The 15,429-nt window shown below is 70.8% G+C and carries 13 protein-coding genes and 1 tRNA gene; 6 read left to right on the plus strand and 8 right to left on the minus strand.

All coding sequences use genetic code 11. From position 1 onward, the window contains the following. Positions 1–21 precede the first annotated feature (21 nt). On the minus strand, positions 22–291 hold the full coding sequence (locus BLR68_RS14050; RefSeq protein WP_018185705.1) for a DUF3072 domain-containing protein: 270 nt from the start codon (positions 289–291) through the stop codon (positions 22–24). 55 nt (positions 292–346) lie between these two features. After that, positions 347–2,635 (minus strand): maltose alpha-D-glucosyltransferase, encoded by a 2,289-nt coding sequence (treS, locus tag BLR68_RS14055; protein ID WP_018185706.1) that lies wholly within the window; start codon positions 2,633–2,635, stop codon positions 347–349. Positions 2,636–2,831: 196 nt separating this feature from the next. Here treS and BLR68_RS14060 point away from each other — a divergent pair, with 196 nt between their 5' ends. Continuing rightward, positions 2,832–3,938: an NAD(P)-dependent alcohol dehydrogenase gene (locus tag BLR68_RS14060; protein ID WP_018185707.1), complete on the plus strand. Its 1,107-nt coding sequence runs from the start codon at positions 2,832–2,834 to the stop codon at positions 3,936–3,938. A gap of 90 nt (positions 3,939–4,028) precedes the next feature. On the opposite strand, the gene BLR68_RS14065 is transcribed toward BLR68_RS14060, so the two are convergent. After that, positions 4,029–6,548 carry a polynucleotide kinase-phosphatase gene (locus BLR68_RS14065; RefSeq protein WP_018185708.1) on the minus strand — a complete coding sequence of 840 codons (2,520 nt, stop codon included), beginning with the start codon at positions 6,546–6,548 and terminating at the stop codon, positions 4,029–4,031. Further along, the gene (locus BLR68_RS14070) at positions 6,545–7,897 is read right to left on the minus strand and encodes a 3' terminal RNA ribose 2'-O-methyltransferase Hen1 (protein WP_018185709.1); all 1,353 of its coding nucleotides are present in this window, start codon (positions 7,895–7,897) and stop codon (positions 6,545–6,547) included. Before BLR68_RS14070 ends, BLR68_RS14065 begins: the two co-directional genes overlap by 4 nt. A gap of 151 nt (positions 7,898–8,048) precedes the next feature. Here BLR68_RS14070 and BLR68_RS14075 point away from each other — a divergent pair, with 151 nt between their 5' ends. Then, positions 8,049–8,429 carry a hypothetical protein gene (locus tag BLR68_RS14075; protein WP_018185710.1) on the plus strand — a complete coding sequence of 127 codons (381 nt, stop codon included), beginning with the start codon at positions 8,049–8,051 and terminating at the stop codon, positions 8,427–8,429. Positions 8,430–8,476: 47 nt separating this feature from the next. Here BLR68_RS14075 and BLR68_RS14080 read toward each other — a convergent pair. Continuing rightward, positions 8,477–8,567 (minus strand) — tRNA-Ser (locus tag BLR68_RS14080). Between the two features lie 144 nt (positions 8,568–8,711). Here BLR68_RS14080 and BLR68_RS14085 point away from each other — a divergent pair. Genes BLR68_RS14085 through radA form a run of 4 tightly spaced genes read left to right on the plus strand, consistent with a single transcriptional unit; the run spans position 8,712 to position 13,330 of the window. Then, positions 8,712–9,482: a DUF429 domain-containing protein gene (locus tag BLR68_RS14085; protein WP_018185711.1), complete on the plus strand. Its 771-nt coding sequence runs from the start codon at positions 8,712–8,714 to the stop codon at positions 9,480–9,482. A gap of 59 nt (positions 9,483–9,541) precedes the next feature. Continuing rightward, the gene (locus BLR68_RS14090) at positions 9,542–10,921 is read left to right on the plus strand and encodes an MFS transporter (RefSeq protein ID WP_018185712.1); all 1,380 of its coding nucleotides are present in this window, start codon (positions 9,542–9,544) and stop codon (positions 10,919–10,921) included. A gap of 53 nt (positions 10,922–10,974) precedes the next feature. Further along, positions 10,975–11,928 carry an L-lactate dehydrogenase gene (locus tag BLR68_RS14095; protein WP_018185713.1) on the plus strand — a complete coding sequence of 318 codons (954 nt, stop codon included), beginning with the start codon at positions 10,975–10,977 and terminating at the stop codon, positions 11,926–11,928. 43 nt (positions 11,929–11,971) lie between these two features. Continuing rightward, the gene (gene radA / locus BLR68_RS14100) at positions 11,972–13,330 is read left to right on the plus strand and encodes a DNA repair protein RadA (protein WP_018185714.1); all 1,359 of its coding nucleotides are present in this window, start codon (positions 11,972–11,974) and stop codon (positions 13,328–13,330) included. A 42-nt stretch (positions 13,331–13,372) separates the two neighbouring features. Here radA and BLR68_RS14105 read toward each other — a convergent pair whose 3' ends face one another. The 3 genes from BLR68_RS14105 to BLR68_RS14115 all read right to left on the minus strand — a co-directional run bounded on the left by BLR68_RS14105 (position 13,373) and on the right by BLR68_RS14115 (position 15,367). Beyond that, on the minus strand, positions 13,373–13,774 hold the full coding sequence (locus tag BLR68_RS14105) for a hypothetical protein (protein ID WP_018185715.1): 402 nt from the start codon (positions 13,772–13,774) through the stop codon (positions 13,373–13,375). A gap of 305 nt (positions 13,775–14,079) precedes the next feature. Then, positions 14,080–14,808 (minus strand): hypothetical protein, encoded by a 729-nt coding sequence (locus tag BLR68_RS14110; protein ID WP_256335401.1) that lies wholly within the window; start codon positions 14,806–14,808, stop codon positions 14,080–14,082. A 46-nt stretch (positions 14,809–14,854) separates the two neighbouring features. After that, positions 14,855–15,367 carry an amino-acid N-acetyltransferase gene (locus tag BLR68_RS14115; protein ID WP_018185717.1) on the minus strand — a complete coding sequence of 171 codons (513 nt, stop codon included), beginning with the start codon at positions 15,365–15,367 and terminating at the stop codon, positions 14,855–14,857. Between the last annotated feature and the right edge of the window lie 62 nt (positions 15,368–15,429).

Genomic DNA, 15,429 nt, shown 5'->3' on the forward strand with positions numbered 1-15,429 from the left:
GCGAGCGCGGCGTCTGCGCGGTCAGTTCGAGGCGCCCCGACCCGTCGCCTGCTGCAGGCGGTCGATGTGCTCGGACGCCTCGGCCTTCGTGATGTTCGCGGGGATCTCCTCGCCGGCCTCGCGCGCGAGGGTGTCGAGGTAGCTGCGCTGCGCGCCCGTCATCGGCTCATCGCCGGTGACCCACTGCTCCGGGTCCTTCACCGCCGTGTCGCCGCTCGGGCCGCCCAGCATCTCGGGCGCATCGGTGTCGGGTGCGGAATCGTTCTCGGGGACGTTGCTCTGATCGGTCATGCCAGGACCGTACGCGCGGCACCCGACATCGCGCGGGGGCTTGCGTTCGCCCCGATCAGTCCTCCTCGGCCTGCGGCTGCAGGACGAGGAATCGCGCACCGTAGGCCGGCAGCGACACCGAGAAGCTCTGCAGGTCGTCGACGCGGCCGACGACCTCGCCCTGAGCGGCGTCGAGGACGTCGCTCTGCGGAGTGAGGTGCTCGGAGCGCACCGTGCCCTCGATCGGCTCGGCCGAGAAGTTCAGGACGGTGACCTGGAGCGGCGCGTCGACCTCCGGCATCCCCTCGTCGAGGCGGTGGACGAGCACGAGCATGCCGGCATGGGCGACCTCGGGGATGTCGACCGCCGACGCCGTCGCGATCCCGTACTCGCGGCGGAGGTCGAGGATCGCCGACAGCCTCGAGGCGAACGACTCGGGGTCGTCGAGCTGGGCGGGGAGCGGGCCGTACAGGGCGCGGCCGCGCGGCATGCCCGAGATCGAGCGCGTGGCGGCGGGGTCGACGTCGAGCAGGTCGTGCGCGCCGCGCTCGATCCAGCGCGTGTCGCCGACGCGGATGAGGTCGGCCACCTCGTCGCCGGGGAGCGTCAGCATGCCGACGAGGTCCCACCCCGAGAGGGCGAACACCCCCGGCTGCCAGGCGTTGTAGGCGCACAGCAGCAGGTGCGCGTCGCGGATCGTCGGGATCTCGGCGTCGGTGATGTCGTCGAGGGTCGGGATGCCGCGGGTCGCCGCGATGAGCGACGTCGTCGTGCAGGCGATGCCGTTCTGCGTGAAGACGCGGTTGTAGTCACCGGCATCCACCAGCTTCTCGGTCAGCTCCGCGCGGACGACCTCGGCGAGGTCGGCACCCGTGATGGTGTCACCGCGGAAGCCGTACTCCTCGTCGGCGTGCCGGGTCGCCCAGTGGACGAGCTCGTAGGTGAGCTCGTCGTGGTTCTGCAGACCGTGCACGAGCTGTACCGGCGCGACTCCGAGCGCGAGCGACGACGTGAGCGCGAGACGCAGGAACTCGGTCTGTCCGGTGGCGAGGGCGTGGTGGTAGCCGGGGCGCCCGATGAAGTCGTACGACAGGTCGGCGCCGACGGCACCGGTGTCGCGGATGTCCTCCATCGTGAGGTTCAGCTCCTGGAACGTGAACCCACCGACCTTGCGCACCATCCCGGCGATGATGTGGTTGGCCGCGTGCGAGAGCGGATGCCCCTCCGACCACGCCGGCAGGCCCTCGGCGCTCTTCTCCACCCCGAGGAAGCCGTTCGCGTCGAGGCGCAGCGCACTCGTGCCGAGCTCGCCGAGCGAGTGCAGGGCGTCGCCGATGACGAGGCGCATGCCCGCGAACGTCGGGTCGAGCCAGTTGATCGAGGGCTGGCCCTGCTTGAAGTAGTGCAGGTACACCCAGCGGCGGGTCACGCCGTCGGGGCCGATCGACGGCGCCGTCGCGCTCCAGTTCGTCTCCTTCACGCCGGGCGTGTAGAAGATGACGCGCTGCAAGGCGCCGATGATGTAGCCGTGCTCAGCGAGGGTGTGCTCGGTCGCCGGGTCGAGGTTGACACTGTCGTAGCCCTCGGGGACGTCGGGCAGCAGGTGCCAGTCCTCGGGCGGGATCGCCACCATGTGGTAGATCCCGGGGTAGTCCTTGAAGCCCATCTCGGCGAGGCGGAAGTCCGCTCCCTTGCCGGTGTGGCCGGGCACGATGTCGTCGATGATGCTGCCGCCGTGCGAATCGGCGACGTCGCACAGGGCGCGGAACTCGTCCTCCGTGCCGAAGGTCGAATCGATCGCGGTGCTGATGCGGTCGAAGTGACCGTCGACGCTGGGCGTCTCGCCCCACCCTTCGATGCCGCCGGCCCGCTTGACGGGGCCGGTGTGGACGGCGGTGATGCCGATGCGCTCGAACACCGACCACAGCTCCTCGTCGCCGAGGGCTGAGAGGAACGACTGCCCCGGCCGCGTGATGAGCGAGATCGGGTACGCGGTGAACCACACGTCGCTGGTCGCGATGGCGCGACGCGCATCGGGACGCGCGTACGCGTTCCGCCACATCGTCGGCTGACCCGACAGCTGACGGGCGAGCACGTCGGCATCCTTCAACATCGACTGCCGCACCAGCCACTCGACGTACGACGGGTTCGTGCCGTTCGCGGTGCGCGGGTCGGTGCGGATGCGGCGCACGCTGCTGCCTCGCAGATTGTCGCGCGGGCGCAGACGCCGCGGACGTGCCGGGTAGCGCTGCTCGTCGTAGCTGATCTCGGGCATCTCGAGGTCCCCGTCTTCGGCTGCGGCGAGCGCAGCGAGGTCGATGGGTCCGGTGTAGAGATCTTCGGGTCGATCGTCGTCACGCGCCATGGAGTCCACGCTACGAACTCCGCACGCCCGGCAGGAAGGGGTGGTGCCCAGATTCTCTAAGCGTTATGGGATGCGGCATTGCCACGCCATCGGATGCGCGTCAACCCGCGGCCCCGGGATGGATTCACGTGCATAGGCTGGGGACATCCCTACGGCCACATCGCCGCACGGGCGCGTATCGAAAGGACCATCACCCATGACCACGACCGCCCACGCCGCCGTCCTCCACGACCAGGACGCTCCGTTCACCTTCGAGGACGTCACCCTCGACGACATCCGCCCGAGCGAGATGCTCGTCAAGGTCGCCGCGACCGGCCTCTGCCACACCGACCTCGCGGTCCAGCACGGCGACATCCCCGCTCCCTTCCCCTACGTCCTCGGCCACGAGGGCGCCGGGATCGTCGAGCAGGTCGGCGACGCCGTCACCGGTTACGCCGTCGGCGACAAGGTGGCCGTCTCCTTCGCCTCGTGCGGCCACTGCGCCAAGTGCGTGAGCGGCCAGGAGGCCTACTGCCGCAACTTCATGGCCCTCAACTTCGCCGGTGCGCGCGAGGACGGATCGTCGACGATCACCGCAGCCGACGGCTCGGCCGTCCACGGCTCGTTCTTCGGACAGTCGTCCTTCGCGAGCCACCTCATCGTCGAGGCTCGCAACGCCGTCAAGCTGCCCGAGGACGCCGACGTCGAGATCGCCGGCCCCCTCGGCTGCGGTGTTCAGACCGGTGCGGGCACAGTCCTGAACTCGCTCGACGTCCCCGCGGGCGCCTCGATCATCGTCAGCGGGACCGGTGCCGTGGGCCTCTCGGCCATCATGGGCGCGAAGGTCGCCGGCGCGACGACGATCATCGCGGTCGACATCCTGCCCGAGCGTCTCGCCTTCGCCGAGAAGCTCGGCGCGACCCACACGGTCAACAGCAAGGACGAGGACGCGGTCGCCCGCATCCACGAGATCACCGGCGGCATCGGCGCGGACTACGCCGTCGACACGACCGCCGTACCGGCCGTCGTCGAGATGCTCGCCGCCGCGACCGCCTTCGGCGCGAAGATCGCCCTCGTCGGCGTTCCGAAGCCCGGTGTCACGATCCCGCTCGGCTCGATCTCGGGCGCGGGCAAGAGCTACATCGGCGCCATCGAGGGCGACGCCGTGCCGCAGACCTTCATCCCCGAGATGCTCGCCCTCCACGCCGCGGGCCGCTTCCCGTTCGACGAGCTCATCACCAAGTATGCGTTCGCCGACATCGAGCAGGCGATCGCCGACACGCAGTCCGGTAAGGCCGTCAAGGCCGTCCTCGTGATGCCCTGACACCTGTCCCGGCGTCGAGACGTCGCAGATGGTCACTCTCCTCACCGAAAGTCGACCATCTGAGACGTCTCGACGTCGTTACGGGGGGGGTTACAGTCGCGGGTCGATCGGGTCGGACTCCAGGGCGAGGACGCCGAACACCGCCTCGTGCACGCGCCAGAGCGGCTCTCCGGCGGTGAAGCGGTGGAGCGACTCGATCCCCAGCGCGTACTCGCGGGCGGCGAGCGAGCGCTTGTGCCCGACGTTGCGGTCGCGCAGGCGCGCGAGGTTCGCGGGGTCGGTGTAGTCGGGCCCGTAGATGATGCGGAGGTATTCGCGTCCGCGCACCTTGATGCCCGGCTGCACGAGACCCTTCTCGGTGCGCGTGAGGTTGGCGAACGGCTTCACGACCATGCCCTCCCCGCCCGCGCCGGTCAGCTCCTCCCACCACGCGACCGCCGCGGTGACGGATGCCTCGTCCCCGAGATCGATCCGTCGTCGCCGCGTCGACGCCACGAGGTCCGGCGCGGCTTCGACGAGCCGGTCGGCCACCCCGAGGTGCCACCCGTGGTCGCGTGTCTCGAACGTGGCATCCCCTGCGGCCAGCACCTGGAACGGCGCGACGCGCGCGGTGGACTCGTCGCCGACGTACCGGCGGTAGGCCGCACGGAACCCGCGCGCGCCCTCGCCGCGTCCCCGGTTCCGTGAGGCGAGGGCGCTGACCTCGATCCCGGATGCCGCGGCCCGGGCCAGCACGGCACCGGCGGCATCCGTCGCGGTCTCGGCCGCCGCGGCCACCGAGGCGTAGAGGTCGCGGATGAGGTCACCGGCTTTCAGCGACCAGGGCAGGATCTCGGCGTCGAGGAGGATCCACGACGAGCCGAGTTCGTCCCAGAGGCCCGCGCGCTCGATCGCCGCGTCGAGGCGGGTGAGCATGTCGGCTTCGACGTCGGGCGAGAAGAACGGGCGACCGGTCCGGGTGTGGATCGCGCCGCGCCATCCCTCGGGCGCCGAGAACCGCGCCGGATCGCGCGCGACGAGCACGAGAGCGCGCGAGCCCATGTGCTTCTCCTCGGCGATGAGATCGGTGACGCCGTTCGCCCGGTACGTCGCGAAGGCCTCGTCGGGGTGCTCGAGGAAGCCGTCCCGCGCCGACGTGTTCGGCGGCGACATCGTCGGCGGCAGATGGATCAGCCAGCGCGGATCGGTCGCCCACCGGCTGATCGTCTCGAGACCTCCGGCGGACTGCTCCTCCTGGATGCCGACGCGGCCATGCAGGCTCGTCTGGACGATGAGCCTGCCCTGCACGTCGGCGAGGTCGAGCACACCGGGGGCGCGCACGGGGGCGGCGGGCGCGAGCGGACGGATCGGCTCGTACCAGACCTGCTCGGCCGGCACCGAGACGACCTCGCGCTCGGGGTAGCGCATCGCCGAGAGCGCCCCGCCGAAGACGCACCCGGTGTCGAGGCACGCGGTGTTGTTCACCCACTCCACCGTCGGCACCGGCGTGTGCCCGTAGAGGACGACGGCCTTACCGCGGTAGTCCTGCGCCCAGGGGTGGCGCACGGGCAGCCCGAACTCGTCGGTCTCGCCGGTCGTCTCGCCGTACAGGGCGAACGCGCGCACCCGCCCGGATGCGCGCCCGTGGTACTGCTCCTTGAGGCCGGCGTGCGCGACGACGAGCCGCCCCTCGTCGAGGATCAGGTGCGACACGAGGCCGTAGCAGAACGCCTCCACCTGCTCACGGAACTCCGCGCTCTCGCCGGCCAGCTGGGCGAGCGTCTCCTCGAGCCCGTGCGAGACGGTGACCTTCGCGCCGCGGAGCGCGCGCACGAGCTTGGCTTCGTGGTTTCCCGGCACGGCGAGCGCGCTTCCCGACGCGACCATCCCCATCGCGAGGCGCAGGACGCCGACGACGTCGGGCCCGCGGTCGACGAGGTCGCCGACGAAGACGACGCGACGCTGCTCGGGATGCCGCGCGTCGACCGCCCGGCCCTGCTCGTCGCGCACGAGCTCGTAGCCGAGGCGTCCGAGCAGTGTCTCGAGCTCGCTGCGGCATCCGTGCACGTCGCCGATGACGTCGAACGGGCCGCGCTCGTCCGTGCGGTCGGTGAGAAGGCGCGTGCGTTCGATGGTGGCGTCCGCGACCTCGTCGGGGGTGCGGAGCACGTGCACCTTGCGGAAGCCCTCGCGCCCGAGGTGACGGAGTCCGCGGCGCAGCTGGTCGTTCTGCCGCTTCACGACGCCCGCGGGGATGTGACGGTCGGTGCGCGCCGCGTTGCGTTCGACCGAGACCGCCTCGGGCACGTCGAAGACGATCGCGACCGGCAGCACGTCGTGCGCCTTCGCGAGTTCGACGAGCTTGCGCCTCGCCTCGGGCTGCACGCTCGTCGCGTCGACGACGGTGAGCAGGCCCGCGTCGAGACGCTTGCCGGCGACGTACTGCAGCGCGTCGAAGGCGGCGGCGGTCACCGACTGATCGGACTCGTCGTTGCCGACCAGTCCGCGGAAGGCGTCGCTCGAAAGCGTCTCGTACGGGCCGAAGTGCTCCCGCGCGAAGGTCGACTTGCCCGACCCGGATGCCCCGACGAGGACCACGAGCGAGAGGGCGGGGATGTCGAGGACGGTCATGCCGCGACCTCCTTCCGGAACAGGGCGAGCTGCGTGGGGGCGCCGTGGTCGGCATCCGCCTCACCGACGGGACGGTACGAAACGGTGTAGCCGTGACGGGCGGCGACCCCCTCGGCCCAGTCGCGGAACTCGTCGCGCGTCCACTCGAAGCGGTGGTCGTCGTGACGGAACGCGCCCACGGGCAGGTCGGGGTAGAGGACGTTGTAGTCCGCGTTGGGCGTCGTGACGACGACCGCGTCCGGCGCGGCCGACGCGAAGACGGCGTCTTCGAGCGCGCCGAGCCGCGACGGGTCGACGTGTTCGACGACCTCCATGAGCACCATCGCGTCGAAACCGCGCAGCCGCTCGTCGCGGTAGACGACCGAGCCGTGGAGCAGCTCGATGCGCTCCCGCTCGGCATCGGATGCCTCGGCGAGCCGCAGCATCCGTGCGGCCTGGTCGAGTGAGCGGGCAGAGACGTCGACGCCGACGATCTTGGTGAAGGAGCGGTCCTTCCCGAGGCGGGCGAGGAGCGCTCCGGGGCCGCAGCCCATGTCGACGACGCGGTGCGCGCCGACGTCCGCGAGCGCGGCGAGGACAGCGTCGGCGCGGTGCTGGCGGAGCGGTGTCGGGCGGTCCTCGCCCTCGGCGGGATCGGCGAGCAGCGCGCGCTGGTGCACGAGGTAGCGCCGCGTGATGAGGTCGCGCTCAGGGTGGCCTGCGAGCCATCCCTCGCCGGCGCGCTCGAGTTTGCCGATCTCGTCGTCGCCGACCCAGTAGTGCTTCGCGTCGTCGAGGACGGGCAGCAGGACGTAGAGCTGGCGCAGCGCCTCGGCCAGTCGGACCTCGCCGGTCAGGACGACCGAGCTGTACCGGGAGTCGCCCCACTCGGGGTGGTCGCCGTCGAGCGCGATGCGGGTCTGTTCGACCGACCAGCCGCACGGCTCGAACAGCCGACGCACGAGGTCGTCATCGCCGCGGGCGGAGACCACGGGGATCTCGATCCGCAGGGGCAGAGCGGATGCCGCCAGCTCGGGGTACGAGTCGCTGCGACCGGTCATCGCGGTGCGGAACACCGTCCCGAGCGCGACGGCGAGCATGCTCGAGGCGACGTACGGGCGGTCGTTGACGTAATGGCCGAGAGCCCCGGCATCCCCCCGGAACCGTTTATTGCGGACGAGCGCGATCGGATCGACCTCCAGCATGACCGCGACGGTGCACCGCTCGGGGGTCGCCTCGGGATAGAAGACGTGGATGTCGCCGACCGGGGCCGAGAAGGTCTGCACCTTGGCGGGGTGCTTGTGCACCAGGAAGCCGAGCGCGGTCGCATCCTGACCGTCCGTCGGCGCATAGGTCACCGTCGCGAGCATCGTCGCCTCCCCCGTCGTGGCATCCGACTCACTCTAGGGCGGCGGGCCTGGTCTCGACCCGACGCGATCTGCGCTGACCGTGCGCGGATGGATGCCGTTCGCGTCGGCTCGCCCTGGTCCCGGCCGGGAGCACGCCGCTAGGGTCAGGGCTATGACCGCCGTCACCGCGTTCGAGGCCCTTCCCGTCGCACGCCGTCGCTACCGACCGACCCGGTGGACCGTGCTCGTCGCCGGCGTGGTGGTCGTCCCGCTCGCGCTGATGCTCGTCTTCAACAGCTGGGGCCCGCTGACGGAGGAGTCCGCCGTGCGCATGGCCTTCGCCCAGGTCGCGGGCCAGACCGTCGCGATCCTCAGCGCTCTCGCCTTCGTCGTCCTGACGATCCGCCGCGGCCTCGATTGGGCCGCCACCGCGGGTGCCCTTCTCGTCGCGGCTCTCGTCATCTCCTGGTCGGCCGCCGCGATCGATCGCGCGGCAGGCGACCTGGTCGATCGGGTCGCCACCGTCCAGAGCGTGTCCCTGCTGGACGACTGACGTCCGCCCGGAGAAACAGAAAACCCCCGCATCAGCAGGGGTTTTCATGGCGGTGACGGTGGGATTTGAACCCACGGTAGGGGGTTACCCTACACAACTTTTCGAGAGTTGCACCTTCGGCCGCTCGGACACGTCACCGTCGTCCAGCTTACGACACGAGAGCGGATGCCGCGAACCGAGCCTCGTCGCAGCCCGCCGAAGCGTCGCGGATGGTCGTGTTCCGCCCGGTTCGGCGACCATCCGCGACGTCTCGACGCACCGGCGGACGGGTAGCGTCGCGGTGTGATCACCACCGGAGTCGACCTCGCGGCGCAGCCGTTGCGTACGGCGGTCGCCGTCGTCGACTGGCGCGGTGGGGGCGCCGAACTCACGACGCTCCGCCTCGACAACACGGATGACGACATCGTCGGGTTCGCCGCCGGGTCGACGCACGTCGGCGTCGACTGCGCGTTCGGCTGGCCCGACGACTTCGTCGCCTACATCGCGGCGAACGCGCGGGGCGAGGCACCCGCCCCGGACCTCCACGGCATCGAGGGACGTCGCCTGCTCGCCTACCGCGAGACCGACCGAGCCACCCACCGGATCACGGGGCGCCTCCCCCTCAGCGTCTCGACCGATCGCCTGGGACTCACCGCGATGCGGTGCGCCGACCTGCTCGCAGGGTTCGCCGCCGCCGGTGACGTGGTCGACCGGTCGGGCGCGACGGGACGACTCGTCGAGGTCTACCCCGCGGCATCCCTCCGCCTCTGGGGTGTCGCGGTGTCCGGATACAAGACGGATGCCGCGGCCCGCCAGACGGCGACGGCGAACCTCCTCGCCGCAGCCCTATGGCTCGCCGTCACCCCCGGCAATCGTGCGCTGATGGAAGCCTCCGACGACGCGTTCGACGCCGTCGTCGCCGCACTCATCGCCCGCGCACACGCGCTGGGCGCAACGCACCCCGTCCCGCCCGCCGCGCACGACCGCGCCCGCCGGGAAGGATGGATCGCCCTCCCCTCCACTCCTCTCGATGGCCTCGACCCGACGCGACCTGCCGCTTCCCCGCCCGAATGACGACCGCTCCCGTCGGCTCGAGCCCCCGCTGACCTCCTCCCCGGGCGTAACGTGAGCCTGTGAGCGCTCCGACGACATCCCCCCGGTTCGGGCTGATCGTCGCGATCGCAGCGCTCGCGTCGGCTGTCGCGTTCCTCGACGGCACGGTCGTGAACGTCGCGCTCCCCGCCATCCGGGACGAGCTGGGCGGCGGCTTGTCCACGCAGCAGTGGGCGGTGGATGCCTACCTCCTCACCCTGAGCTCGCTCATCCTCTTCGCGGGGTCGGTGAGCGACGCGTTCGGTCGGGTGCTCGTCCTCCGCATCGGCCTCATCGGCTTCGGGATCGCGTCGATCGGTGTGGGCCTCGCTCCCGACCCGGTCGTCCTCATCATCGCCCGGGCACTGCAGGGCGCGGCAGGTGCGTTCCTTGTACCGAGTTCGCTCGCCCTCATCACGTCGCTGCTGAACGGCCCGGCGCAGGCGCGGGCGATCGGCCAGTGGACGGCGTGGACAACGGGCGCGAACCTCGCGGGACCCCTCATCGGCGGCCTGTTCGTCGACCTGCTGTCGTGGCGCTTCGCCTTCCTCGTCAACATCCTCCCGATCGCCGTGACCTTCGTCCTGCTGACGCGCCTCGGCGACGTCGACCGACGGCGTGACGACGCGCACATCGACCTCGTCAGCGCGGCCCTCTGCACACTCGGCCTCGGCGGGATCGTCTTCGCGCTCATCGAACAGCCGAACCTGGGGTGGGGGCATCCGGCGATCTGGATGCCGCTGACTGCCGGCATCCTGCTGTTCGCAGCGTTCCTGCTGCGTCAGCGCACCGTGCGCTCGCCCATCCTGCCGCTCGGGATCTTCCGCGTCCGGAACTTCTGGACCGGCAACCTGGCGACCTTCTTCATCTACGCGGCCCTCTCGCTCAACGGCTTCGTCGTCGGGGTCTACCTGCAGCAGGGCGCGGGCCTCAGTGCGACACTCGCCGGGCTCTCGAGCCTGCCGACGACGCTCGCCCTGATCGCGCTCAGCTCGGTCGTGGGCGGATGGGTGAACCGGTTCGGTCCGCGCCTGTTCATGACCGTCGGCCCTCTCGTGATGGCGGTGGGAGCGCTGATGCTCCTCGCCGTCCAGAAGGACTTCGATTATTGGACGCAGGTCCTGCCCGGTCTGATCGTCTTCGGCCTGGGGCTCGGCGTCACGGTGTCGCCGCTGACCTCGACGATCCTGGGCGCGATCGGCGGCGAGCGCTCCGGCATCGCCTCGGCGACGAACAACGCCGTCTCGCGCATCGCCGGACTCGTCGTCATCGCGATCCTCGCCGTCATCATCGGCGGATCGCTCGACCTCGACGGCTTCCACCGCGCCGCGCTGATCACCGCGATCCTCATGGTGGCGGGCGCGCTCGTCTCGTTCCTCGGGATCCGCCGGCCCGCGGCGACCGACGCGCAGTCCATCTGATTTGCACGGCTGGATGCGGACCGGCGGCATCCGTCGACTGCCACACTGACGGTATGAGCGTCATCGAGAACTCGAAACTGACCGTCGTCGGCGCGGGCGCCGTCGGATCGAGCGTCGCCTACGCCGCGCTCATCCGCGGATCGGCCCGACACGTCGCCCTTTACGACATCGCCGCCGAGAAGGTCGAGGCCGAGGTCCTCGACCTGGCCCACGGCGCTCAGTTCACCGGGTCGAGCGACATCTCCGGCGGGTCCGACGTCTCGGTCGCCGCGGGCTCCCACGTCGTCGTCATCACCGCCGGGGCGAAGCAGAACCCCGGGCAGACCCGCACCGAGCTCGCCGGGGTCAATGCCGGCATCCTGAAGCGGATGCTGCCCGAGTTGCTCGAGGTCGCCCCGAACGCCGTGTACGTCGTCGTCACGAACCCGTGCGACGTGCTCACCGTCATCGGTCAGGAGGTCACCGGGCTCCCGCCCGAGCGGATCTTCGCCTCGGGCACCGTGCTCGACACGTCGCGCCTGCGGTGGAAGCTCGCGCAGCGCGCAGGGGTGTCGACCTCGAGCGTCCACGCGTACATCGTCGGCGAGCACGGCGACACCGAGTTCCCGCACTGGTCGCGCGCGACGATCGGCACCGTCCCGATCCTGGACTGGCAGCCACTGGACGGCCAGCCGCCCTTCACGGCCCTGGAGCTCGACCGCATCGCCGTCGATGTGCGGGATGCCGCCTACACGGTCATCCGCGGCAAGGGAGCGACGAACTACGCGATCGGCCTGTCGAGCGCACGCATCGTCGAGGCGATCCTCGGCGACCAGCACGCCGTCATGCCCGTGTCGACCGTCCTGAGCGACTTCCAGGGCGTCGACGGTGTCGCACTCTCGGTTCCCTCCGTCGTCAGCAGCGCGGGAGCCCGCCCGATCCTCGAGACCTCGTTCTCGGACGACGAGCTGGCGCTCTTCCACCGCTCCGCCGACGCTCTGAAGGCGGTCGCCGCCTCGCTGCGCTGAGGTGCCCGCCGGCGATGTCGGATGCGGCGATTAGCCTGAGGACATGGCTTCACGACGACCCGCACCGACCGCGGCCTTCCGCTGCACCGAGTGCGGCTGGACGACCGCGAAGTGGGTCGGCCGCTGTGGCGAGTGCCAGCAGTGGGGCACCGTCGTCGAAGCCGCCACGCAGACGGGGATCACGGCATCCGTCACCCCGATCGCCCCGACGCGGAGCGCGCGTCGCATCACCGAGATCGACACGCGTGAGACGCCGCGCCGCTCGAGCGGCGTCGGGGAGTTCGACCGCGTCCTGGGCGGCGGCATCGTCCCCGGCGCGGCGATCCTGCTCTCGGGCGAGCCGGGGGTCGGCAAGTCGACCCTCCTGCTCGAGGTCGCCGCGCAGAGCGCGCGCGCCGGGCGGCGCGTCCTCTACGTCAGCGCCGAGGAGTCCCTCGGCCAGGTGCGCCTGCGCGCCGAACGCACCGGCGCGCTGCACGACGAGCTCTACCTCGCCAGCGAGACCGACCTGGCCACGACGCTCGGGCACATCGACGACGTGCGACCCGACCTGCTGATCGTCGACTCGGTGCAGACCGTCTCGTCAGGGCTCATCGACGGGGCGGCCGGGCAGCCGAGTCAGGTGCGGGAGGTGGCATCCACCCTCATCCGCGTCGCCAAAGAGCGCGACCTGCCGGTCGTGATCGTCGGACACGTCACGAAGGACGGTCAGGTCGCGGGGCCGCGCATCCTCGAACACCTCGTCGACGTCGTCTGCCACTTCGAAGGTGACCGGCAGACGTCGCTGCGCTTCGTGCGGGCGCTCAAGAATCGTTTCGGCGCCACCGACGAGGTCGGCTGCTTCGACATGGCCGGCGACGGCATCGCCGAGGTCCCCGATCCCAGCGCACTCTTCCTCAGCACGCGTCCCAGCGAGCCCGGCACGTGCGTGACCGTGGCCCTCGAGGGTCGTCGTGCGCTGCCCGTCGAGGTGCAGGCCCTGACTCTCCACACGTCGGCTCCGAACCCGCGCCGGATCGTGAGCGGTGTCGACGGTGCCCGTGTCGCGATGGTGCTCGCCGTGCTCGAGAAGCGCGCCGGCATCAAGCTGTCGGACCAGGACGTCTACGTCTCCACGGTCGGCGGGGTGCGCCTCACCGAACCGGCCGCAGACCTCGCCATCGCCCTCGCCATCGCGAGCGCTGCAGCCGAGCGGCCGAACCCCGCGAAGCTCGCGGCGATCGGCGAGCTGAGCCTGTCGGGCGAGATCCGCCGCGTCACCCAGCACGACCAGCGACGGTCCGAGGCGGCGCGACTGGGGTACAAAGCGGTCATCGATGCGAGTGCAGGCACGCTCCGGGACGCCCTCAATCAGCGAGCACGGCACCACGCACCGACGCGGGACGACCGGCCCGACTTCTGAGTCGGGTCAGGCTTCTGAGGCAGGTCGGGCTTCCGAGGCGGATCAGGCGTCGAGCGCCGCGATCAGGTCGGCCGGCGACGCCTGCATCGCGTGCGGACCGGCGATGTCGAAGAACACGGTCGTGATCTCGTCACCGTATGTGCCGAGGAACGCCCGCAGCCACGCCGGAGACTGCAGCCCGACACCGGGCGGCAGCGATGCGGGCTTGTTCGCGGCATCGCTGAACAGGAGGAGCGCGACGTCGCCGGTGGCCGGATCGCGGTACGTCCAGACCTCACCCGAATCACGAGGGTCGTCGCGGGCGCCGGGGCGCAGCAGCGGCACGACCGTCGGTCCGTGTCGAAGGGCGAACGCGAGGGCAGCCATGTCCTGCGTCTGGAGCGCGTCCGCGAGTGCGGTGTTGCGGAACTCGAGCGGCTTCTTCTCGCGCTTCTTCCCGGCCATCCCCCCAGCCTAAGCGGGATGCCGCGCGTCGCCGATCCGCGCATCGTGGACACCGGCGAGCACAAAAGAAGGGGGCCCTCTCGAACTCCCCATTGGGGACTGGAGAAGTCGAGAGGGCCCATCGCTCGCCGGCGACCCGGGGGATCCGACGTCCCGCCTGGGGGGGGGTAGCGGGACTCCGCTGCTGGGGACCAGTGGAGGAGAGCCGCCGTGAGCTGAACCCCAGGGTACGCACACTCGAGCACCGCGGGACAGCCCATCTCTCATGAGAAATTTCTCAGAAAACGCTGTGCCGGAGCCCCTGCTCAGCGGAGGGTGAACGAGGCCGGCTCGGCGGAGCCGATCCCCCCGATCGTCACGGCCAGGTTGTACCAGCCGGGCAGGGCCTTCTGTCGGTCGCCGTCGCAGGTGTCGACGGCCGATCGTGTGCGGTCCCAGACGATCGGAGCCGAGCTCTTCACGGTCTTGCCCGCGTCGAGCTGCACGATCTGATCACTCGGCTCGGTCTGGCAGTCCGTCGACCGCCACCAGGTATCGGTGCCGCTGGTGATCTCGAACGTCTGAGCGGCCGTCCCCACGTTGATGAGACAGGGCTGGTCCGTGTCGTTGACGAGCGTGATCGAGAGCTTCGGCAGCTCACCCGTGCCGTAGGACGTCTTGTCGGTGGTGGCGGTGACCGTCACATCGCCGGTCGTGCAGGCGGGCACGTCACTCGCACTCCCGCCGTCGTCGTCACCGGGCGCACCGGTGTCGCCATCCGCCGACGAGGTGACGCGCGGGCTCGGCGTACCCGACGGTGCGGGGGTGACACCCGTCGCCGCCGGCAGCGGCGCGTCGGACGACGCGGTCGGGCCGGCGGATGCCGCCCCTTCGCCGGAGGGCCGCGATGCGGCATCCGTCATCGCCCGCCAGGGCTGACCCACGACGAGCGCGACGATGCCGCCGACGATGAGCACGGCGAGCAGCAGCACGGCGAGCCGACGTCGTCGGTACACGGCCGGCGACGGCCGACGACGGGGGGTCTGGCTGCTCACGCGTCCCAGGGTAAGCGCGGCCTCGGCGGTGGACCGTCCGGCGCGCCTACAACTGCTTGAGCATGCGGGTGTTGCCCAGGGTGTTGGGCTTCACGTGCGCGAGGTCGAGGAACTCGGCGACGCCCTCGTCGGCGCTGCGGAGCAGCTGCGAATAGACATCGGGGTCGACGACCTGTTCGCCGATCTCCGCGAACCCGCGGCGTGAGAAGAAGGGCACCTCGAAGGTGAGGCAGAACAGCCGGCTGAGACCGAGCGCCCGCGCGTTCTCCTCGAGCAGGTCGACGACGGCCCCGCCGACCCCGCGGTGCAGCCAGTCGTCGGCCACGATGAGCGTGCGGATCTCGCCGAGGTCCTCCCACATCACGTGGAGGGCGCCGCATCCCACGAGACGGTCGCCTGCCTCGGCGACGACGAACTCCTGGACGGTCTCGTAGAGGGTGACGCGCTCCTTGCCGAGCAGGATGCGCCGCTGAACCCACGGCTCGAGGAGCTCTTGGATGCGGGGGACGTCGGATGTCCGCGCGGGGCGGACGGTGAAGGTGGAGTCCGGTCCCGTCATGCGTCCCACTGTATTCGCGTGCGACCGGTCGCACGCGCGGACCGACCGGTCGCGTGCCCCTA

Source organism: Microbacterium sp. 77mftsu3.1, from assembly GCF_900100525.1.
GTDB classification, from domain to species: Bacteria; Actinomycetota; Actinomycetes; order Actinomycetales; family Microbacteriaceae; genus Microbacterium; species Microbacterium aquilitoris.